At 35.4% G+C, this 20,330-nt stretch carries 23 protein-coding genes and 1 tRNA gene; 9 read left to right on the top strand and 15 right to left on the bottom strand.

Features of this window, described 5'->3' with window-relative positions; genetic code table 11:
* Positions 1-40: 40 nt before the first annotated feature.
* On the bottom strand, positions 41-997 hold the full coding sequence (locus tag ABWU74_RS06285) for an IS5 family transposase (protein ID WP_338482730.1): 957 nt from the start codon (positions 995-997) through the stop codon (positions 41-43).
* A 41-nt stretch (positions 998-1,038) separates the two neighbouring features.
* Here ABWU74_RS06285 and ABWU74_RS06280 point away from each other — a divergent pair, with 41 nt between their 5' ends.
* Complete coding sequence (locus tag ABWU74_RS06280) at positions 1,039-1,215, top strand: hypothetical protein (RefSeq protein ID WP_264705856.1); 177 nt, start codon at positions 1,039-1,041, stop codon at positions 1,213-1,215.
* A gap of 180 nt (positions 1,216-1,395) precedes the next feature.
* On the opposite strand, the gene tyrS is transcribed toward ABWU74_RS06280, so the two are convergent.
* From tyrS to rsfS, 3 genes are read right to left on the bottom strand one after another with little or no spacing between them, the layout of a single operon-like run.
* Positions 1,396-2,646 carry a tyrosine--tRNA ligase gene (gene tyrS / locus ABWU74_RS06275; protein ID WP_007548582.1) on the bottom strand — a complete coding sequence of 417 codons (1,251 nt, stop codon included), beginning with the start codon at positions 2,644-2,646 and terminating at the stop codon, positions 1,396-1,398.
* Between the two features lies 1 nt (position 2,647).
* Positions 2,648-2,887 carry a hypothetical protein gene (locus ABWU74_RS06270; RefSeq protein ID WP_010963049.1) on the bottom strand — a complete coding sequence of 80 codons (240 nt, stop codon included), beginning with the start codon at positions 2,885-2,887 and terminating at the stop codon, positions 2,648-2,650.
* Entirely contained in the window at positions 2,878-3,195 is a 318-nt protein-coding gene (gene rsfS / locus ABWU74_RS06265; protein ID WP_006279567.1) for a ribosome silencing factor, read from the bottom strand. The genes ABWU74_RS06270 and rsfS overlap by 10 nt, the downstream gene beginning before the upstream one ends.
* 179 nt (positions 3,196-3,374) lie before the next feature.
* On the opposite strand from rsfS, the gene ABWU74_RS06260 reads away from it, so the two are divergent.
* The 3 genes from ABWU74_RS06260 to ABWU74_RS06250 are packed head-to-tail and all read left to right on the top strand — an operon-like array spanning position 3,375 to position 5,237.
* Entirely contained in the window at positions 3,375-3,992 is a 618-nt protein-coding gene (locus ABWU74_RS06260; RefSeq protein WP_022626414.1) for an AAA family ATPase, read from the top strand.
* 34 nt (positions 3,993-4,026) lie between these two features.
* The gene (locus tag ABWU74_RS06255) at positions 4,027-4,473 is read left to right on the top strand and encodes an RNA pyrophosphohydrolase (RefSeq protein ID WP_007548581.1); all 447 of its coding nucleotides are present in this window, start codon (positions 4,027-4,029) and stop codon (positions 4,471-4,473) included.
* Complete coding sequence (locus ABWU74_RS06250; protein ID WP_010082353.1) at positions 4,470-5,237, top strand: TatD family hydrolase; 768 nt, start codon at positions 4,470-4,472, stop codon at positions 5,235-5,237. Before ABWU74_RS06255 ends, ABWU74_RS06250 begins: the two co-directional genes overlap by 4 nt.
* A 27-nt stretch (positions 5,238-5,264) precedes the next feature.
* Here ABWU74_RS06250 and mdh read toward each other — a convergent pair whose 3' ends face one another.
* The 7 genes from mdh to ABWU74_RS06215 are packed head-to-tail and all read right to left on the bottom strand — an operon-like array spanning position 5,265 to position 9,079.
* Positions 5,265-6,215 carry a malate dehydrogenase gene (mdh, locus tag ABWU74_RS06245; protein ID WP_353289293.1) on the bottom strand — a complete coding sequence of 317 codons (951 nt, stop codon included), beginning with the start codon at positions 6,213-6,215 and terminating at the stop codon, positions 5,265-5,267.
* A 3-nt stretch (positions 6,216-6,218) separates the two neighbouring features.
* Positions 6,219-6,791: an NADH-quinone oxidoreductase subunit C gene (locus tag ABWU74_RS06240; protein WP_006279573.1), complete on the bottom strand. Its 573-nt coding sequence runs from the start codon at positions 6,789-6,791 to the stop codon at positions 6,219-6,221.
* The gene (locus ABWU74_RS06235) at positions 6,784-7,290 is read right to left on the bottom strand and encodes a NuoB/complex I 20 kDa subunit family protein (protein ID WP_353289292.1); all 507 of its coding nucleotides are present in this window, start codon (positions 7,288-7,290) and stop codon (positions 6,784-6,786) included. Before ABWU74_RS06235 ends, ABWU74_RS06240 begins: the two co-directional genes overlap by 8 nt.
* Positions 7,291-7,293: 3 nt before the next feature.
* Positions 7,294-7,647, bottom strand: a complete 354-nt coding sequence (locus tag ABWU74_RS06230; RefSeq protein ID WP_006279576.1) for an NADH-quinone oxidoreductase subunit A — start codon at positions 7,645-7,647, stop codon at positions 7,294-7,296.
* 18 nt (positions 7,648-7,665) lie between these two features.
* On the bottom strand, positions 7,666-8,034 hold the full coding sequence (locus ABWU74_RS06225; RefSeq protein ID WP_010082356.1) for an HIT domain-containing protein: 369 nt from the start codon (positions 8,032-8,034) through the stop codon (positions 7,666-7,668).
* 3 nt (positions 8,035-8,037) lie between these two features.
* Positions 8,038-8,295, bottom strand: coding sequence for a hypothetical protein (locus tag ABWU74_RS06220; RefSeq protein WP_006279579.1), 258 nt, complete (start codon positions 8,293-8,295; stop codon positions 8,038-8,040).
* Between the two features lie 16 nt (positions 8,296-8,311).
* Positions 8,312-9,079 carry a hypothetical protein gene (locus ABWU74_RS06215; RefSeq protein WP_353289291.1) on the bottom strand — a complete coding sequence of 256 codons (768 nt, stop codon included), beginning with the start codon at positions 9,077-9,079 and terminating at the stop codon, positions 8,312-8,314.
* A 183-nt stretch (positions 9,080-9,262) separates the two neighbouring features.
* Here ABWU74_RS06215 and ABWU74_RS06210 point away from each other — a divergent pair, with 183 nt between their 5' ends.
* Both ABWU74_RS06210 and ABWU74_RS06205 read left to right on the top strand, forming a co-directional pair.
* Entirely contained in the window at positions 9,263-10,792 is a 1,530-nt protein-coding gene (locus ABWU74_RS06210) for a UDP-N-acetylmuramoyl-tripeptide--D-alanyl-D-alanine ligase (RefSeq protein WP_209472528.1), read from the top strand.
* A 50-nt stretch (positions 10,793-10,842) separates the two neighbouring features.
* Positions 10,843-11,793, top strand: coding sequence for a complex I NDUFA9 subunit family protein (locus ABWU74_RS06205; RefSeq protein WP_010082395.1), 951 nt, complete (start codon positions 10,843-10,845; stop codon positions 11,791-11,793).
* Positions 11,794-11,801: 8 nt separating this feature from the next.
* Here ABWU74_RS06205 and ABWU74_RS06200 read toward each other — a convergent pair.
* The 4 genes from ABWU74_RS06200 to ABWU74_RS06185 all read right to left on the bottom strand — a co-directional run bounded on the left by ABWU74_RS06200 (position 11,802) and on the right by ABWU74_RS06185 (position 14,945).
* A tRNA-Arg gene (locus ABWU74_RS06200) sits at positions 11,802-11,875 on the bottom strand.
* A gap of 417 nt (positions 11,876-12,292) precedes the next feature.
* Complete coding sequence (locus ABWU74_RS06195) at positions 12,293-12,469, bottom strand: hypothetical protein (RefSeq protein ID WP_353289251.1); 177 nt, start codon at positions 12,467-12,469, stop codon at positions 12,293-12,295.
* Positions 12,470-12,615: 146 nt separating this feature from the next.
* Positions 12,616-12,774, bottom strand: a complete 159-nt coding sequence (locus tag ABWU74_RS06190; protein WP_353289290.1) for a hypothetical protein — start codon at positions 12,772-12,774, stop codon at positions 12,616-12,618.
* 635 nt (positions 12,775-13,409) lie between these two features.
* Positions 13,410-14,945 carry a lysine--tRNA ligase gene (locus ABWU74_RS06185; RefSeq protein WP_010082403.1) on the bottom strand — a complete coding sequence of 512 codons (1,536 nt, stop codon included), beginning with the start codon at positions 14,943-14,945 and terminating at the stop codon, positions 13,410-13,412.
* Between the two features lie 108 nt (positions 14,946-15,053).
* On the opposite strand from ABWU74_RS06185, the gene ABWU74_RS06180 reads away from it, so the two are divergent.
* Genes ABWU74_RS06180 through ABWU74_RS06170 form a run of 3 tightly spaced genes read left to right on the top strand, consistent with a single transcriptional unit; the run spans position 15,054 to position 20,322 of the window.
* A complete protein-coding gene (locus ABWU74_RS06180) occupies positions 15,054-15,350 on the top strand; it encodes a type IV secretion system protein VirB3 (RefSeq protein WP_007548615.1) in 297 nt (98 codons plus the stop codon).
* A 9-nt stretch (positions 15,351-15,359) separates the two neighbouring features.
* On the top strand, positions 15,360-17,765 hold the full coding sequence (locus ABWU74_RS06175; RefSeq protein WP_010962886.1) for a VirB4 family type IV secretion/conjugal transfer ATPase: 2,406 nt from the start codon (positions 15,360-15,362) through the stop codon (positions 17,763-17,765).
* A complete protein-coding gene (locus tag ABWU74_RS06170) occupies positions 17,758-20,322 on the top strand; it encodes a type IV secretion system protein (protein WP_353289289.1) in 2,565 nt (854 codons plus the stop codon). Before ABWU74_RS06175 ends, ABWU74_RS06170 begins: the two co-directional genes overlap by 8 nt.
* Positions 20,323-20,330: the final 8 nt, after the last annotated feature.

The raw sequence follows: 20,330 nt of genomic DNA, 5'->3' as shown, positions 1-20,330 counted from the left end.
GTTGCATCTCTCTTCGGATAGTAGGTAACGCACAATAAATTTATGAAGCTATCTCAAATTTAGCCATGCCTATTTCAGTAAATTTGTTAAGCAAATAACATTTGAGTAGCAGTTCCCTCTCACGATTCATTTCAGATTTGTTCCTAAAACTAAATCCAAATGTCTTTTTTAATCGCGAGAAAAAACCTTCTATATAAGATCTTTTTCCATAACTCATCTCTTTTTTCCACTTCTTTATACCATCTTCATCATATGACTTTATGAGCTTGACTGCAGAATTTCTCTCAGCCATATAGTCTAACTTTGGATGCTCTGCTGCGTTGTTTTTCGGAGGAATTTTCGTTTTTATACCATATTGATTACACAGCTTATAGAGCTTTTCTCTGTCATATGCCCTATCTGCATATAGTACTTTTATGACATACTGAAAATCGACTTCTTTTAGCAAATCACAAGCTCCATAGTGATCAGAGTAGACACCGTTACTGTATTTTACAGCTATGGCTTTTTTGCTGTTTGTATTCAACATTACATGCAATTTTCTTGTCTGTTCATAGCTGCGATACTTTCTATCTTCGCTATTTTCTTTGCTATGACCAGGAGTGTTGTTGTATATACTAATTCCTGTACTGTCTATAGCAATTTCGATATCTTCCATATTATTTTTATCAATTCTGCAATCATTGATCTTAATATTGAGTTTCTTAAACCTTCTTGATGATTGTGAATAGCTGATAACTTGCAAATTTTTCCCAATTTGCTCAAGGTATCCTGCTATAAACCCAACTGTTTGCCTCAGGCCTATTCTAAATAAACAAGTTATTATGTGCACCAAAATTACAACTTTATCGCTATAAATATTGTTGCCACCTGGTATTTTTGGACCATTCTCGTACCACTTTTCTATGGCTTCGTTGATATAATGAAAAATATTTCCTCTTTTTTCTAGAAATTTGTTATATTCGCTATGGTTACTGACCCTCATTTTTTGTGGCATATTTTTTCTTTCAAGGTTAAATGGCTATTTTATAATGAATTTTGTCAGTAGCCACCAGATTTTTTCAGTTGCTATGCAACAAAGCCATCCCAGTGTCAAGCACTGGGATGACAAGAAGAGGGTACTTGGATAAGAGGCATTGCCCTCCTGGTAGGCCCAAATTGCAATGTCCGTACAGTTATGGATTCATTCGCGGTATAGATTCCGCTAATGAGTAGCGGAATGACGAATTTGTTGTTTTTCAAATTGTAGGTAAACCTAAGCCACTTTAGCTATATATAATAGAATTTCGCTTTCTACTATCTTTCCAGTTGTTTTATACATAATTCTCGAATTTTGAAAATTTGCTCCATATCTAATTTCTCACTTGTATAAAATTTGTTTTCTTACTTCGAGACCTAATCTACCACAACTTTTATATGGCGTTTCTTTCCTGCAGATAATTTTATAAATGGCTGATCTTTAAAGCTTTCGAAATTTATTACATGATCAATATTGTTTACAACATTATCATTAATCTTGCATCCGTTGCCCTGTATTAAACGCTTTGCAGCGCCTTTTGAAGGTTCAAAACCGGTGTCATGTAGTAGGTCTACTAAGGATATGCCGCTTGCAACTTGTTCTTTTTTTATGATGTAATCAGGAAGTAGTGAGCTATCTTCATTCTCAAAAGCAGAAATTGCAGCAAATTGTGCAAGTTCCGCTTCTTTGTCACCATGACATATTTTTGTCACTTCTGTTGCCAAGACCTTTTTTGCTTCATTTATTTCTTGATCCTTTAAAGACTCTAATTTTCTAATCTCATCAATTGGCACATCAGTGAGCAATCTTAAAAAACGTCCAACATCTTGATCATCAACGTTGCGAAAATATTGCCAGTAGTCGTAAGGCTTTAGCATATTATCATCAAGCCACACTGCTCCACTTTCAGTTTTGCCCATTTTTTTTCCTTGTGCATTTAATAAAAGAGGCATGGTAAGGCCAAATAGCTCAGGTAAATTCAACTTTTTTCCAAGTTCAATTCCGTTTACTATATTTCCCCACTGGTCTGACCCTCCAATCTGCAGACGACAATCATATTTTTTGTTTAATTCAATAAAGTCGTAAGCTTGCAATAGCATGTAATTAAATTCTAGAAAGCTTAAGGTTTGCTCTCTATCCAGCCTGGTTTTCACACTATCAAAACTTAGCATACGATTTACAGAAAAATAAGCTCCTATATCACGCAAAAAATCTATGTATTTTATGTTATCCAACCAATCTGCGTTATTTACTATCATTGCACCAGTCTTGCTGTCATTAAAAGACACCATTTTCTCTAATATTCTCCTTATACTGGATGTATTTTGATTGATGTTCTCTACAGGCAAGATGCTTCTTGCTTTATCTTTGAAGGATGGGTCACCAATTTTTGTTGTGCCACCTCCAAGTAAGACTATCGGCTTATAACCAAATTTTTGTAGGTGACAGAGCATCATAATCTGAATTAGGTGACCAGCATGAAGACTTGGTGCTGTGCAATCAAACCCAATGTATGCAACTATATAATTGCTCTGCAATAATAATTGATCTAGTCCTTCAATGTTTGTGCATTGGTATAGGTACCCTCTTTCTTGGATGAAATTTAAAAATTCAGATGCGTGTTTCATTTTATAAACCCCAGTCTATCCTGTCATTAATGCCGAAGGTAACCCTAATAGAGAAGCCAGTGCCCAGACACTGGAACTTAATTATAAACAAGCACACTATACAACGTTTCCGATGAAATTGCATGAAAAACTGGATTCCAGTGTCAGCTACTTTCATGACACCACTACCTGTGCAGGAGTTGCCTTCAAAATTACAACGTTTGTGCAGTTGTGCACCAGCTATCCAGGCAATCAGTTCCATAACTCTTCTATTTTATAATACTCCCTTACTTCCGGCCTGAATATGTGAACCATTATGCCTTGAAAATTCAAAACTACCCAATTGCCTTCATCCATACCTTCTACATCTATTTTATCATGTGGCTTGAGGCTTTTTATTACGTGCTCAGCTAAAGCTTTAACGTGACGGCTTGAATCACCAGATGCAATAATCATATATTTTGCAATAACGGTTTTATTCTGCACATCAAAAGTTACTATATCATGACCTTTATTTTGATCTATTATCTCTTCAATTGTACTTCTTATCGATTCCATATCGCTAAGCATTGTTTACAGGTTATATGATTCATTTATAATTATATACTCAAAATTTCTAAATATGAACTATTTTCAACGCAACTACTTGTTAAAGGTATTACCTGCATCTATTTTATCATCATGTTTTTAGCATGTACAATGTATATACTTTTTATATAATTGAAAATAGCTTTTTACTAGTATTCATTATGGGCAAGACTCTCATCTACTTAATCGGCTTTCCAGGCAGTGGTAAGTTTACTACTGCAAAGGAACTGTGTAAAATCATTGGTGCAGTAATAGTAAGCAATAATCTATTCAATAATATTATATTTGATATTGTTAAATTACAAAACGCTGAAGTTCCAGATGACCTATGGGAAAAAATTTTTGCAGTTAGGGAAAATGTATTAGCAATACTGGAAAAACACTACGTAAAATCAAAACATTATATATTTACAAATGAATTGATAGAGGGTGATCCCTATGACCAAAGATTATATAACTCAGTGGTAAATTTAAGTAAAAAAATGGACATGGAAATTTTTTCTGTAGTATTACATTGTAATAATGAAAAACTAGTAAGACGTGTCCAATCAGAAGAGAGATATCAGGAAAATAAAATTACTGATCCGGATTTTGCTATAAAGAAAATTGAAGGGAAAAGGCTATTTATACCTGAGGGTTCGCTTGAAATTGATAACTCGAACTTGAGTGCAAAGGAAGTTGCAAAGAAAATTGTTGAAGAGATGAAGAAAGAAAAAAATGGAAAATTAATTAAAACTTCTGTAACAAATCATTTAAAAACAGAGCGTACTCGTGGTTGAGCAGAAAGATAAGTACCGTCCTTGTGTTGGCATAATGCTATTTAACAGACAAGGACATGCCTTTATTGGAAAACGCTTTGATAGCGATTCTTACTGGCAGATGCCACAAGGAGGTGTTGATGATGGTGAGGAACTGGAACAAGCAGCGTTACGTGAGTTGCTAGAGGAGGTTGGTACTAATAAAGTAAAGGTTATAACTAAAAGCAAGGATTGGATATACTACAACTTGCCTGAAGAAGTTATACCAATATGCTGGAATGGAAAATATTCTGGTCAAAAGCAAAGGTGGTTCTTAATGAAGTTTTGCGGAGAGGATGAGGACATTGATATTAATTATACTGGTCATCCAGAGTTCAAAGAGTGGCGTTGGCAAGGTATAGATAGTTTAGTAGCCAGTGCTATATCATTTAAAAAAGAAGTTTATAAAACAGTGATAGAAGAGTTTTCTTCTATAATAAAAGCCTCAACAATAAGCTCATGATAGTAGATTCTCATTGCCACTTGATTTATTTTTCTGACGATGAAATACCAAAAGTAATTTCAAGGGCAGAGCAAAATGGTGTAAAGGTTTTGCATAACATATGCGTAAGCATTGACGATGTTCCTAAGTTATTAAAAATTTCTTCATCCTATGATCAGGTCTACTCCTCTGTTGGTATACATCCGCTTGATGCTGCTATAGAAAACGGTGAGTGTATACATGTTGATGAATTAGTTGAATTTACCAAGAACCAAAAGGTAATTAGTATCGGTGAAACCGGGTTAGATTTTTATAAATCTGACAACAAAGACAATCAGAAAAAAAGTTTTGCATTACATATAGAAGCGTCAAGAATAACTGGACTACCTTTAGTTATTCACACAAGAAGCGCTGATAATGAGATGATCGATATGTTAAGGTCAGAAATGAAAGCCGGTGCTTTTAGTGGAGTAATGCACTGCTTTGCTTCCTCTAAAGAACTTGCTTATCAATCTATAGATTTGGGGTTATATATTTCATTTTCTGGAATTATTACTTTTAAAAATGCGAGCTTACTCAGAGAAATTGCACAAAATGTACCACGCGAGCGTGTTTTAGTCGAAACTGATGCACCATATCTATCACCTGAGCCTTATAGGGGAAAAAAGAATGAACCAGCAATGGTGAAATACGTTGTTGATTGTTTGGCAGAGTTGTGGAATGAGTCACCAGAACAAGTAGCGAAGGTAACCACAAGCAACTTTTTTAGGCTGTTTGAGCTATAAAGAAGCTCTATAAAACCATTAATTTGCTTATGAACCTAAAGATTTCACCAGCTCTCTCACCGAGTTTACAGACTTATTAAAGATTTCTTGTTCACTATCATTCATTTTAACTTCTAGGATCTTTTCAATTCCGTTTTTTCCAATAATTACAGGAACACCAATAAACAACTCTTCTACACCATATTCACCATTAAGGTAAGCAGCACATGGTAATATGCGCCTCTTATCTTTTAAATATGATTCTAACATGCATATAGCTGAAGATGCAGGAGCGTAGTATGCAGATCCAGACTTAAGCAGATCAACTATTTCTTTACCGCCATTGCGAGTGCGTTCAACTATTTCATCGACTTTTTTCTGTGTGATAAGACCCATATCGATAATTTGAGTAAGTGGAACTCCAGCAACTGAAGCACAATTGATTAGTGGTACCATAGTGTCGCCATGTCCTCCAAGCACAAAAGCAGATATATCTTCAACTGAGATATTTAACTCACTTGCAAGAAAGTAACGAAAACGGGAAGAATCAAGCACTCCTGCCATGCCAACAATCATATTAGTTGGAAGGTTTGAAAATTTATGCACCACTGAAACCATGGCATCCAAAGGGTTGGTAACCACTATTACAAACGCGTTTGGAGAATATTTTTTAATATTTTCGCCAACCTCCTTCATTACTTTAGCATTGGTTTGCAGGAGGTCATCCCTGCTCATTCCAGGTTTTCTAGCGATGCCAGCGGTTATTATAATTGCATCGGAGTTTTTTATATCTTCATACCTATTTGTGCCAGTAATATTGACATTAAATCCATCAATAGGGGATGATTCTGCTATGTCGAGTGTTTTACCTTGTGGTATTCCATCACTAATATCAAGTAAAACAACATCACCGAGTTCCCTTAGTGCAATCATATGGGTGAGAGTTCCACCGATATTTCCTGCACCGATTAAAGATATTTTTTTTCTTTGTACTGTCATTTTCTACTCCTTTGTATTTACTTTTATGGTTTTACCTTCCCAAGGCGATAAGCTATCAAACATACGAAAATCTTGCGGTAAATCTATAGGATTATACACAACCTTTTTTGTCTCTATATCATATCTTACTTCCTCATAACCAGTGAGAGGGAAATCTTTTAACATTGGATGACCTTTGAATCCATAGTCTGTTAGAATCCTACGCAAATCAGGGTGATCAGAAAACTCTATTCCATACATATCAAACACTTCACGCTCAAACCACAAAGCCGTACTAAATATCTTCGCTACACTTGGAGGCATGTCGCTTTCACATAACTGAAGCTTTATGTGTACTCTAATATTATGCACAATGCTGAGCAGATTGTATATTAGCTCGAAACGCTTCTCTCTATTTGGATAGTCAACCCCAAAAATATCAACTAATAGTTCAAACCTACACTTTTCATCATCACGTAGAAAGAATAGGTACTTTTCAATTTCATCTAAAGTTGAATATATTACAATAATGCCATCATCTTTTTGAATGCACTCGCATTTGGTCTTTTTTTGTATATACTTTGCAGTTTTATCCATTCCGAGTCCGTTTTATTTTGTTTTGTAGGCATAGCATTCCATATAGCAACGCCTCAGCGGTTGGTGGGCATCCAGGGACATACACGTCAACTGGCACAATTCTATCACAGCCTCGGACTACTGAATAAGAGTAATGGTAATAACCACCACCATTTGCACAACTTCCCATGGAAATAACATACTTCGGGTCTGCCATTTGATCATAAACCTTGCGCAATGCTGCTGCCATTTTATTAGTTAGTGTGCCAGCAACAATCATCACATCTGATTGACGTGGGCTTGCACGAAACATTATACCATATCTATCAAGATCATAACGGCTGGATGCAGTATGCATCATCTCAACTGCGCAACATGCAAGACCAAATGTCATTGGCCACAATGAACCAGACCTTGCCCAATTCATTACATAATCTGTTAAATCACCAAATTTAGTGACAAGAAACCCTTCTTTTTTATAACGACCCCAGTTATCATTAGATAGAATTTGATTTGTCATAAACTACTCCCACTCTAATGCACCTTTACACCATTCATAGATAAAACCTATAGTGAGTATTGCAAGAAATACCATCATAGACCAAAATCCACCATAGCTTATCTTAGATAAAGAAACAGCCCAAGGAAAAAGAAAAGCAATTTCTAAGTCAAATATTATAAATAATATTGAAACTAGGTAAAATTTAATGTCAAAATTTTTCCTTGCACTGGATAGTGGATTGAAGCCACACTCATATGTGGAAAGCTTTTCACCATCTGGCTTACTCACTGCAAGAAACATAGGCAATATACCTAAAGCAAAAGATACTACAATTGATACGCAGATAAAGATTACTATGGTTAAATATTCGCTCATTTAACAAAACATATAACACTATGAGTTTACATGCTTTCCTAACTTTTTACCACCTAAAATATGCACGTGAAAGTGTGGTACAACCTGCTCTCCATTTTCACCGTAGTTAGTGACTAATCTATATCCTGTTTTTTCTAGATTATATTTGTGTGCTATCTCTCTTACAGTTTTGAAGAAATCCGCTATTTCCTCTTCAGGAGCTTTTAGAATGAAATCATCATATGAAATATATTGATTTTTTGATATAACTAAAATATGAACTGGTGCGTCAGGGTACTTATCATGAAAAGCTAGTACATTTTCATTTTCATGTACCTTCTCACAAGGTAACTCACCTCTTAATATTTGAGCAAAGATGTTATCGCTATCATAAACTTCATTGCTCATATTTTAAGAGCGACCTTTCCCTCTTTCTTCGTTTTTCTCTACATTAGGTGTAGATAGTGGTTTTATCGCTTCACCAGAAGCATCTTCAAGATTTAAAGAGCTTACAAGTTCCCTTACTTTTACCATGTCCTGCTGTTCTTTCAAAAAGGGTTCTATTCCACTTACCCTTTTTCCAGTAATAACTCCTGGTTGTAAGTGATACATATCCCCAGGAACAGTTAGACTATGATGTCTTTCCTCTATTTTTTTAGCTTCACTCATAATACTCCCCTATAACTTATTTTTGCATTCCACAACTTTGCGACTTACCTGCTTTTATAGCTTCTTGCGCCCATTTTTTCTCACCTGAAGCTATAGTTTCTGAAGGCTGACCAACATCAGACTTCACAACTTTGTCTGATGACTGCTTTTGATTATCATATTCCTTATACAATTTTTCTGCAATACCATACAGCAATTTTAAGTCTGTGTGAACTTTAAATTCTCCACCAGTAATTTTTGCTAGATCTTTAAGGTTACCGTCAACTTTTTGTTTAATTTCTTCAATAGCAAGCTTTTTTATCTCCTCTGGACTCTTTCCTTTATAGTCAGTTTTAATGTCTTCAATTATTTTTTTAACATCAACTTCAATTACAATTTTATTTTCTTCTCTATGTATAGTGATGTTTGAATACTCACTTTTTAGTGCTTTTATTTTATTCAATTGTTCATCATTCAAATAAGGTATATCTCCCGTCAGAGTTCTTGACACTAAAAAACTTACCTTTCCTATCCCTTTCTTTTGCTCTGTTATTTGTACACCAAGATCCTTACTAGCCTGTGTGGTTTCTATAGGTGGATCATATTCCCTTTCTTCTTCAGGTACATCTATACCAACAGCTTTCTTTAACGAAACTGTAGCATCATGTTTCATTTCACCCGTTGAAGCAAACGGCTTCTTTATAGGGTAAATAAGTGCTTTAGGCACAAGAGCAAACACCCGACCTGTAGCTTCTACACCTGTTTTAACTGCTCCGCCTATCTTAGCCCAAATAGATTCTGCCATACATACCTCCAAGGTAGTTTCTATAACTAAATACATTTTAATTATAGACGAAAAAATTTAAACTTCTATATCCATTATAAGATAGAATTATAGGGATTGCAACCATTATTTGCACATTGTCTAAAACATGTAGTATTTTCGCTACTTTTATTGTTCAATTTATTATAAAGAATACTCTAAATTATGTTTAAATGGAACACAAATAATATCATTGATGCAACTGGCGGAAGAGACGTAAATGGTTGTAATTCGATACATAGCTCAAATATTTCAACGGACACAAGAAGCATAAAAAAAGGTGATTTATTTATTGCCCTCAAGGGAAAGAATTTTGATGGCCATAATTTTTTGCATGAAGCGTTTTTAAAAGGGGCTGTCGCTGCAATAGTGAGTGAGGGTAAATATAAAAGTTTCCCTCTCATGATTGTACAAGATACCCTGAAAGCTTTGCACGATATGGCATCATACTACATTAGAAATGTTCTTATTGATGCTAAAGTTATTGCAGTTACAGGCAGTGTCGGGAAAACCACTACAAAGGATATGCTGCATACTGTTTTATCGCAATATGGAGTGTCCCATGCAAACGAAGGTAACTTAAATAATAATATAGGATTGCCTTTGACAATTCTGAAAGCTCCAAAAAACTGCCAGTACTTAATTCTTGAAATGGGAATGAATAAAGCTGGTGAAATAAAAGAATTATCAAAAATTAGTAATCCGAATATTGCAGTTATTACCAACATCGAACCTGCACATACTGAAAATTTTTCATCACTATTTGACGTTGCACAAGCGAAGTTAGAAATTCTGTATGGTATGAAAAATAACGGTACTTTGGTTTTAAGCAGAGATAATAAATATTATGATTATCTCTCATCACACGCCAATAGAAATGTAATAAGCTTCGGTAAAGATAAAAATGCTGAAGTTTGTTTACTAAACTTAATAAGAAACGATGAATCTTCTGTCATTTCAGCACTATCTTCTGTCATCCCAGTGCTTGACTACTTGGATCCAGGAAGTTCAATTGCAAATGAGCATATCAGACGGTTGTATAATAAAGACTGGATTCCAGCGTCACGCGCTGGAATGACATCAAACCGAGTTGCTAATAGATTAAGTTTAAAAATCAGGCTGAGTGATAATCAAATTATAAACTGTAATTTACGTGTACAAGGTGAGCATTTTGCTTATTCGCTACTTGCTGTTGCAGCAGTTGTGCAAAGCCTCGGACTTGATTTATCAAAATTACCACTTGCACTTAAGAATTTTAGTGTAGCGAAAGGTAGAGGCAATATTCATAAGGTCAAATGCAATAAAAAATATATACATTTAATTGATGACTCCTATAACGCCAGCCCTGCTTCGATGAAAACTGCAATAAAAACTTTGAGTACATATTCTAATCAGAGAAAAGTAGCTTTGCTTGGTGATATGTTGGAACTTGGTGATGAAAGCATAGAGTTTCATACAGATTTGGTTAAGATTATCACAGAAAATAATATAGATAAAGTTTATACAGTTGGTAAATTTATGTTAGAATTGCATGAGCTTTTGCCAGATAATATAAGAGGCACGCATTTTAATGATTCTAATCAATTGAAAAGTGATTTAGCTAACATTATTCAGAATAATGACGCAATTCTAGTTAAAGGCTCACGAGGAATGAAAATGGATCTTATTGTACGGGAATTCGTAATAAAATATTAAGCGAAATCATTGTATTAATTTACAGTAACAAATTATTAGGAACTTTAATTGTGACAAAACGTGTAATTATTTTTGGTGGAACGGGGTTTATAGGGAAACACATCGTAAGACGCTTGGCAGCAGAAGGATATTTAATAAAGATATTCACTCGTAATCAGGAAAAAGCTGCTTGTTTAAAATTGTGTGGCAATTTAGGACAAATATCAATATTTAAAGGCGATTTTTTTGATGAAAAATCAGTTCTGGATGGTATGGAAGAATGTGATGTAGCTATAAACTTAGTGGGAATATTATATGAAGCAAAAAAGCACGATTTTTACGCTGTTCACGTTAAAATAGCTGAAAGGATAGCAAAAGCTGCAAAAATGAAAAATGTACCTATGATGATACATTTTTCTGCTATGGGAATAGAAAATAGCAAGTTGTCAAAATATGCCAAAAGTAAATTGGAAGGTGAAAAAGCTGTAACTTCAGCATTTCAAAAAGCAATAATAATTAGGCCAAGCCTTGTATTTGGTAAAGAAGACAACTTCTTTAATAAATTTGCAAGATTAGCAACTATTCTTCCTTTCTTACCACTAATTGGCAATGGAACAACTAAATTTCAGCCAATATGTGTAACAGACTTAGCTGAAGTGGTATATCGTATTATCAGTTTTAATAAGCAAGACAAGAAAATTTATAACATGGGTGGACCAAAGGTTTACTCTTTCAAAAGCTTATTGAAGTTTATTCTGAATGTTACTAACAGAAAGTGTTTGTTGATCAATGTATCTTTTCCAATGGCAAAGTTAATAGCTTTCTTTTTAGAAAATAAAATTATTTCTATGCTGCTAAAACCAATAACCGGAGATACGAACCCTATGCTTACTCAAGATCAGGTGAAAGTTATGATGAATAGTTCAATCGAAAAGTCAGTTGACCTTGAAACAATGAAGGTTCGACCATTAGCAATTGAAAATGTGGTGCCAGAGTACTTGAAGATTTATAGAAAGTATTGATAAAAGAGTGTGCCCGGTGGGATTCGAACCTACGACCCACAGCTTAGAAGGCTGTTGCTCTATCCAGCTGAGCTACGGGCACACAACATATATAAAATGCTTCTTAGTACAAGTGAAGTCAAGTACTTCGTGTGAATATGATGTTTATCTTGCGACACCTTGTCATTGCAGTTGTGTGTCGCGCGCTGCCAAAATTGGATGCGAGAAGTCTATTTATTTTAGAAAATATTATATAGAAACTTACTTGACACCCTTCGCCAGCCCCCTTATCATGAAACTGAAGCTATTGTATTTGCTTTCGCCAATCTGCAGATTAAAAGGTAAGGATTACTTAATGTATCGGCGTCTTATGTTCAATTTTTTGCAGTATATAGATACTGTATGTCTTTACAAAACTTCATCTACATCTAGATTTTTATCTAAATAAGCTGAACGCGCTTATAAAGCGTTACAAGACATCAAAAAATGCCAATACTCGACAGAGATAGTAAAAGACTAGCTAACTCGGGGATTCTTTGTCTTTTTTTCTGCTTAGTAAATTTCTTAAACGTTTGCAGCGTAAGTTAGTTGCAATTAAAAGCAGCTGAATTTCGCTTGTCAAGCGTTTAAAACATAAAAAACGCCAATATTTTAAAGCGGATAATAACCCCAGGGTTTCTTTTGCCTTTTTTTTCATTTGGTAAATTTCTTAATGTTTGTGGCTGAACGACAACCGTCATCCCGCTACTTGTTAGCGGGATCTAGAGATACCGCGAATGAATCGCGGTATGACGTAGATTGCTGTCATTCCAGTGCTCCTTTTTTTGTCATCCAAGCAGCCTCCTATGGTGTCATCCCAGTGCCCAGACACTGGGATCCAGGAAACTTAATTGCAAGTAATGCATTGGATTTGGTGAGTATGGGTTTTGCGTTATAGAATGAAGCACTTTTGGTGAATTTATAAAGAAAGCTGGATCCCAGTGTCAAGCACTGGGATGACAAGGTATAAACCTTATCGTCATGCCGCCGCGAACCGTCATACCGCGATTCATTCGCGGTATCTCAGCCGCTAACAAGAGATCCCGCTAACAAGAGATCCCGCTAACAAGTAGCGGGATGACGGTTGTCGTTCAGCCACAAACATTAAGAAATTTACCAAACGAAAAAAAAGGCAAAAGAAGCCCTGGGGTTATTATCTGCTTTAAAATATTGGCGTTTTTTATGTTTTAAACGCTTGACAAGCAAGATTTAGCTGCTTTTAATTGCAACTAACCTATGCTGCAAATGTTTAAGAAATTTACTAAGCAGAAAAAAAGACAAAGAATCCCCGAGTTAGCTAGTCCTTTACTATCTCTGTCGAGTATTGGCATTTTTTGATGTCTTGTAACGCTTTATAAGCGCGTTCAGCTTATTTAGATAAAAATCTAGATGTAGATGAAGTTTTGTAAAGACATACAGTATCTATATACTGCAAAAAATTAAACATAAGACGCCGATACATTAAGTAATCCTTACCTTTTAATCTGCAGATTGGCGAAAGCAAATACAATAGCTTCAGTTTCATGATAAGTGGGCTGGCGGAGTTTGTCAAGGAATTCTTATTAAAACTAAAGAGCTCAAATGAAAGGAGGTAAACTCTAAAGTATACATTTAGTAGCGCTTTCTATGAGAGAAATCGTATTACCTATTCCGTAAAGCTTTATGAAAGATCCCATTCTTGGACCGGTTTTTTGGCCAAGTAACGTTTCATATAATAGCTGAAACCAGTCACGTAAGTTGGTGTAATCGTATTTTTTTCCAATAGAAAATACCTGAGATTGAATTTCTTCAGCAGTAGCAGTTGTAGATAGAGAATGTAAAGTGTCCTTCAAATCTAGTAACGCTGCTTTTTCTTTTTCATTTGGAGTTTTATATGATTTTGTTGGCTTGATAAAATCGTGATAATACTTTACTGCAAAGTCTGAAAGTCTATCAAGCATTTTATTATTTTCTGGTGTAACGTTTGGTGCATAAGAGGATATAAAACCCCATAGGATCTCTTTGTTTTCAGCATTACAAGCTGCTGCTAGGTTTAAAAGTAGTGAGAAATTTATGCCTGAAGTTTCTATACTGGGAACATTGCCCTGGTGAATGTGCCAAGCAGGATTATTTATATCCTTTTCTTTGTTCTCATGATAACGCTTTACAAATTCTAAATATTCATCAGTTGATTTTGGTATCACATCAAAATATAAACGTTTAGCTTTTTTAGGACTCTGAAAAATGTACAATGCTAAGCTCTCTGTTGGTGCGTAAGTTAGCCACTCTTCAATTGAAATGCCATTTCCTTTTGATTTTGATATTTTCTTTCCTTCTTTATCAAGGAAAAGCTCGTAGCAAAACAGAAGTGGTGGCTTTTCTCCAAGTATTTCACATATTTGACTTGAAAGCACAGCAGATGGAGTTAAATCTTTTCCGTGAGCTTCGTAATTTACTCCAAATGCGGCCCACCTCATTCCCCAATCAGGTTTCCATTGCAGTTTACATTTTCCTTTTGTCACTGGAACTTCTATTTTTTCCCCGTTTGGGTCTTCATATGTGATTGTTCCTTTCTCTGTATTTGTTTCAATTACTGGAACTTGTAAAACTTGAGAAGTTTTTGGGCATATTGGCAAGAATGGACTATAAGTCTGCTGTCTTTCTTCCCGAAATGATGGAAGCATTACGTCCATCACTTTATCATAATTTTTCAGTAAGAGTAAAAGTTTTTCATCGTAAACGCCAGATTTATAACACTCTGTTGCACTCCTGAACTCGTATTCAAATTCAAACATATCAAGAAATTTACACAACAATGAATTCATATGATGACCATAACTCTGATGAGTGCCAAATGGATCAGGTATCATAGTCAATGGTTTATTTAAGTGCTCTCTTAGCATCTCTTGATTTGGCACATTATCTGGTATTTTTCGCAAACCATCCATATCATCTGAAACTGCAATGATTTTGGTTTTTATACCAGGAGCTATTTTTTTTAATGCATTTACAATAACTGTAGTGCGGAAAACCTCTCCAAAGGTTCCTATGTGGGGTAAACCAGAGGGTCCATAACCAGTTTCAAATATTATTTCTTTTTTATTAGGAAACTCTTGCAATATTTTTTCTGCTTCTTGAAATGGCCAATTTGTCATTATCGGGATTAAATAATGTATCTTAACTTAAAGTGCTACTAGTTTCAATGGATTTTTAATATAATGATATAGTATTAGTGTTAGAGCTATTATTAGAAGGTTAAAGATATGTCCACAGGTAGTATACAAACAGATCAATTATTTAAAGGTCTTACAAGACCTGCAATGCTCTTTGGTGTGAGTTATATGTTTGCAATATTAAACGTCCTGATTTGCATGCTAATTTTCATTAATTCAAATGATTTAAGAGTGATTCTCTTAATGTTACCAGGTATACATGGACTTGGTTATATAGCTTCTGCAAAAGAACCGTTGTTTATTGAATTATTTATGGTAAAATTGGGAAAGTGCTCGAAATGTTTAAATCGTTTTTACCATGGAGCCAATTCTTATGATATTGCTTAACGTTGTGTGATGCTGAGGTTTAGGGCTATTCAATCAAAGAATAAATCTACTCTGAACAGGGAAGTTCACGCTGCTGAATTTATTCCTTATTCTTGCTATTGGAATAGCACAACCTTGATGACAAAAGAAAATTGGTTGGTTAAGGTTATAAAATTAAGTGGTTTTGCATTTGAAACTGCCGATGACGAGGATTTAGTCATACAGAACAACATCAGGAATCAGATGCTAAGAAGCATTTCATCTCCGGCATTTAGTTTGTATTTTCATACTATCAGACGTAAGAAAAATATTTTTTCTGATGAATTTGCAAGTCAAGGTTTGCCGAATTTTTTCGCTAATCACGTAAATCTAAAATGGAGAGAAAAACACGCAACAAGGCAATCATTTATTAATGACCTATACATTACGATTATCCGTAGAGCGGACACAAAAGGAGTAGAATTTTTGTCACATCTACTAAAAAAATTCGGACATGTAACTTCAAAACATGCTTGGGAAAGTGATATACGTGCCACGTATGAAGATTTAGAGGAAACGACAAATCGTGTAGTGACAAGCCTTAGAAATTATTCGCCTAAAATTCTTGGAGTAAAAGAAACTCCAGATGGTTTGTTCTGCGAAATAATGGAGTTTCTATCTAGAATCGTAAATTGTGGCTTCGTTACAAATACGCTTTTTCCGCTAAGAACTGAAATATCAAGATACTTACCAGTACATAGGTTATTCTTTGGCCGTAAGATGATACAGGTTGTGACTCATAATGAGAGTAAATATGCTGGAATAATTAGTATCAAAGAATATGGAAATCATACTTCTGCAGGAATGCTTGATTCGTTTTTACAACTTCCTTACGAGTTTATAATTACGCAATCTTTTCAATTTATAAACAGGCAAATGGCGATTGGAAAAATGCAGATACAGCAAAATCGAATGATACAGTCTGCAGATAAAGCTATTTCTCAAATAGCAGAAATTTCTCAAGCGCTTGATGACGCAATGAGTGGTAAGATTGCGTTTGGTCAACATCACCTGACTATTTTATGTATAGAAAAAAGTCCTAAATCATTGGATAACGCTCTGTCGTTGGTAGAATCAGAGCTTTCTAATTGCGGTGTTTACCCTATACGTGAGAGAGTTAACCTTGAACCAGCATTTTGGGCGCAAATTCCTGGTAATTTCGATTATATAGTGAGAAAAGCTACAATAAGTAGTCTTAATTTGGCTGGATTTGCATCTCAACATAATTATCCTACTGGTAATAAATTCAATAACCACTGGGGAGATGCCGTTACAGTTTTTGACACGACATCTGGTACTCCATTTTTTTTCAACTTTCATATAAGGGATGTTGGACACACTATGATAATTGGCCCAACTGGTGCTGGTAAAACTGTTTTAATGAATTTCCTGTGTGCCCAAGCGATGAAGTTTTCTCCAAGGATATTCTTTTTTGATAAAGATCGCGGTGCAGAGATTTTCTTAAGAGCACTTAGTGGTATCTATACTGTAATAGAACCAAGAACTAAAACAAATTTTAATCCTTTACAACTTGATGATACCTCTGATAATAGAACATTTTTAATGGAGTGGATAAAGTCTTTAATTTCGGTATATAATGATAAATTTACTTCAGAAGATATTGCACGAATTAATGATGCAATTGAAGGAAATTTTAAATTAAGAAAAGAAGACAGATTCTTGAGAAACCTCGTACCGTTTTTAGGGCTTGCAGGTCCTGATACTCTAGCTGGGGCAATATCTATGTGGCATGATAATGGTTCTCATGCTGCAATATTTGACAATAAAGAAGATTTGCTAGATTTTTCACGAGCAAGAGTATTTGGTTTTGAGATGGCTAGCTTGCTCAAAGATCCTGTTGCTCTTGGACCGGTCTTGATTTATTTATTTCATAGGATTAGTATATCTCTTGATGGCACTCCATCTATTATCGTTCTTGATGAGGCATGGGCGTTAATAGATAATCCAGTTTTTGCACCCAAGATAAAAGACTGGTTGAAGGTACTGAGAAAACTAAATGCTTTTGTGATTTTTGCTACTCAGAGTGTTGAGGATGCAAGTAAAAGTACTATTAGCGATACGCTTGTACAACAAACAGCGACACAGATTTTTTTACCAAATCTGAAAGCTACTAGTGTCTATCGGGATGTTTTTATGTTAACTGAACGTGAATATATATTAATTAAGCACACAGATCCGAGTACTAGATTCTTTTTGGTGAAACAAGGAGTCAATGCTGTAGTAGCTAGAATAGACTTAAAAGGCCTGGATGATATAATCAACGTATTATCCGGACGTGCAGAAAGTGTTCTATTGTTACACGATATATTAAATGAAGTTGGGGACAACCCAAAAGTATGGTTGCCTATATTTTATCAGAAGGTAAAAAATGTTTAAGACTAAGCTGTCATTGCTATTAATTGCGATATTTTTACTAAATATAGACTTTTTACTCTCATATCCAGTGCTTGCAGATGGAGTAAGTGGTACTGACAAGACAGAATTTGTTAGCAGATTTAATTCCACTGGCAGTTTTAGTCGTGCCTCTAATCCTGATTGTGGAGCGTTTAAAACAGCTGCAGCACTTGCTGGAATAGCGATTGCTGTTGGCGCAATATTTACTGGCATTGTTTTGATCGTTTCTTCTGCTGGTTTGTTTACCGCTCTTGTTATTGTTGGAATGATAGCTGCAATTGTTGGAGTCTGGAAAGCGATAGGAGGGCTTGTTGTTTGTGAACATAGTTTTGTTAAACACCCAGTTGCATGTGATCATGATGGAAAATACAAAAATTTTAAATTAGAAGACACAGGTTATAGTGGCTGCACCAATGAAAATTACCAAACAGAAGAGGAATATTTTTCTTGTTTGCAAAATAAAGCTCGGGAAGACGTGAACAAAAAAGATTATGACGGGAAAAGAGCAGAAAAAGAAGCCTTAAATTCTAACGTTCAGGAGAGTACAGAGAGTTATTACTGGCCAAAAAATGGTGTGCAATACAGTGAATATATAGAAGTATGTCATCGAAACCCTTTAACTTTTGGTAATCTTTTTAATAAGGTAGACTTTAATTCCAGAGGAAAACCTGGATACATAGACTTTGATGTCAGGGAGAAAGACACTGGATACGTAGATGGGTCATGGTCCTCGAAGGTTGATGGTGGTCTGGAATGTAGAGTTCTCAAAGCAGGACAGAGCGAACCCATACATGGAGCTACATTCAAAGCAGTGAGAAAAACGGGCAGATTATGTGTGGAGTTAGCCAGTGTTAGCATGCTTGGTATCGAAATGACTCCTTGGCCGCAAGGGGTTGATATGGGGTGCACGGAATTGCCACCTGACCCACTTGCTCCTATGTGTGAAAAATCTGTGATGATATTCAAAAATAAAGATGGTACAGGAGAGGAAAAAGTTCCTATTGGTAATAATGATGACTATAAAACTATTATCAGATCTAAAGAAAAAAGACTCAACGGACAAGGGGGGAAAATTTTTGTAGGTTATGATAATGCTGGCTGTTTTAGCTCGTATGTTTCTGAAGCTTGTTATAACCAGGCAGGGAGTAAATCATTAGCTCCTATTCCCGTAACTTCTATGATAGTGCAATGCATTAAGGAATCGTTAGATAATTTAGTTGCAGGTAAAGGTGCACCAAATGGTGAGAGTTTTATATCTGTAGCACAGAAAAGGCTGAAAAACACTGTAACTGCTGTTTTAGTTTTAGCTTTAATACTGTTCTCTATAAAAGCCATGTCTGGTGGAGTTCAGAGGCCTCAAGAAATGTATATGTTGATCATAAAATTCGCTTTAGTGATTTACTTCACAACAGGCAGTACCATGTCTCATTATTATGGAGAATTAACTCGTCTCTCAAATGGTTTGTCAGAGATAGTGCTAAAAGCATCATCTGAAAGTAAAGGCATATGTAATTATAAAGCAGGTACAGATTATGAATATACTCGTGCAGGAAAGAGGGTATCTTACAGTTATCTTGCACCTTGGGATAGGCTTGATTGTAGAATTTTATTTTATTTAGGTGCCCCTTTAGATGGAATTGGTGGCAAAATTGGTACTGGAGGTGTTGCAACGTTAGCAGTCTTGCTTGGTGCTGCTCCTGTCTTATTAGTTGCAGGTTCGGTAATCGGTATTATTTTTGCTGGTGGACAAATTTTAGTAGCTCTTGTCTGTATATTTATGGCCGTTCTGATGATGATGGTTATTTTGTGGCTGTGCTATGTATTTATTTTATCTCTAGTTGCTTTAAGTGTAATCATCATTTTATCACCTTTGTTCATTCCTATGGTTTTATTCCAACACACCAAAGGATATTTTGAAGGCTGGGTGAAAGAGTTGATTACCTATAGCTTATACCCGGTTATCCTTTTTGCGTTTTTGTCCTTTATGTTCATAGCATGTGATAAAATCTATTTTAAAAATTTAAATTTTGAACTGGACGAGTCATATAAAAATGAACAACCGGACAAGTCATATGAAAAGAAACAAGCAGAAATCTCATATAGTAAGAAAAAACAGTGGTTTAAATTGAAAGATGGGGAATGTGATAAAAATGAAACTACTCTTGCATGTATGATGCAAAATTATAGCTTTAAAAAGAGCAGCATACTTGGTCTATTCGACTTTACATACATGGAGTTTGGCAGCTCTCTCATCGGAGAATTATTAAAATTGTGTTTAGTATTATTCCTCTTTTACCACTTTTTAAACATTCTTCCTGGCATGGCTGCTGAACTTGCTGGTAACCATAGAGCAGCACTTGGCTCAGGTCAGACACCTGGACAAATGGTGGGCAAAGCTTTATCTGCTGCCAAAGCTGCTGCTGGGGGTGTTGCTGGAGTTGCTGGTGCTGCTGCTAAGAAGTTGAGTGGTGGAGACAAGAGTAAATCTCGAGGTTCTGGTTCTAGTAGCTCCGAGAGTGTTAACAAAAGCACTGAATGAGTTGGATT

The sequence above is a fragment of the Wolbachia endosymbiont (group A) of Paraperithous gnathaulax genome (assembly GCF_964028485.1).
Lineage (GTDB): Bacteria > Pseudomonadota > Alphaproteobacteria > Rickettsiales > Anaplasmataceae > Wolbachia > Wolbachia pipientis.
Note: the sequence above shows the minus strand (reverse complement) of the source record. Positions and strands in the feature narration are given on the sequence as shown.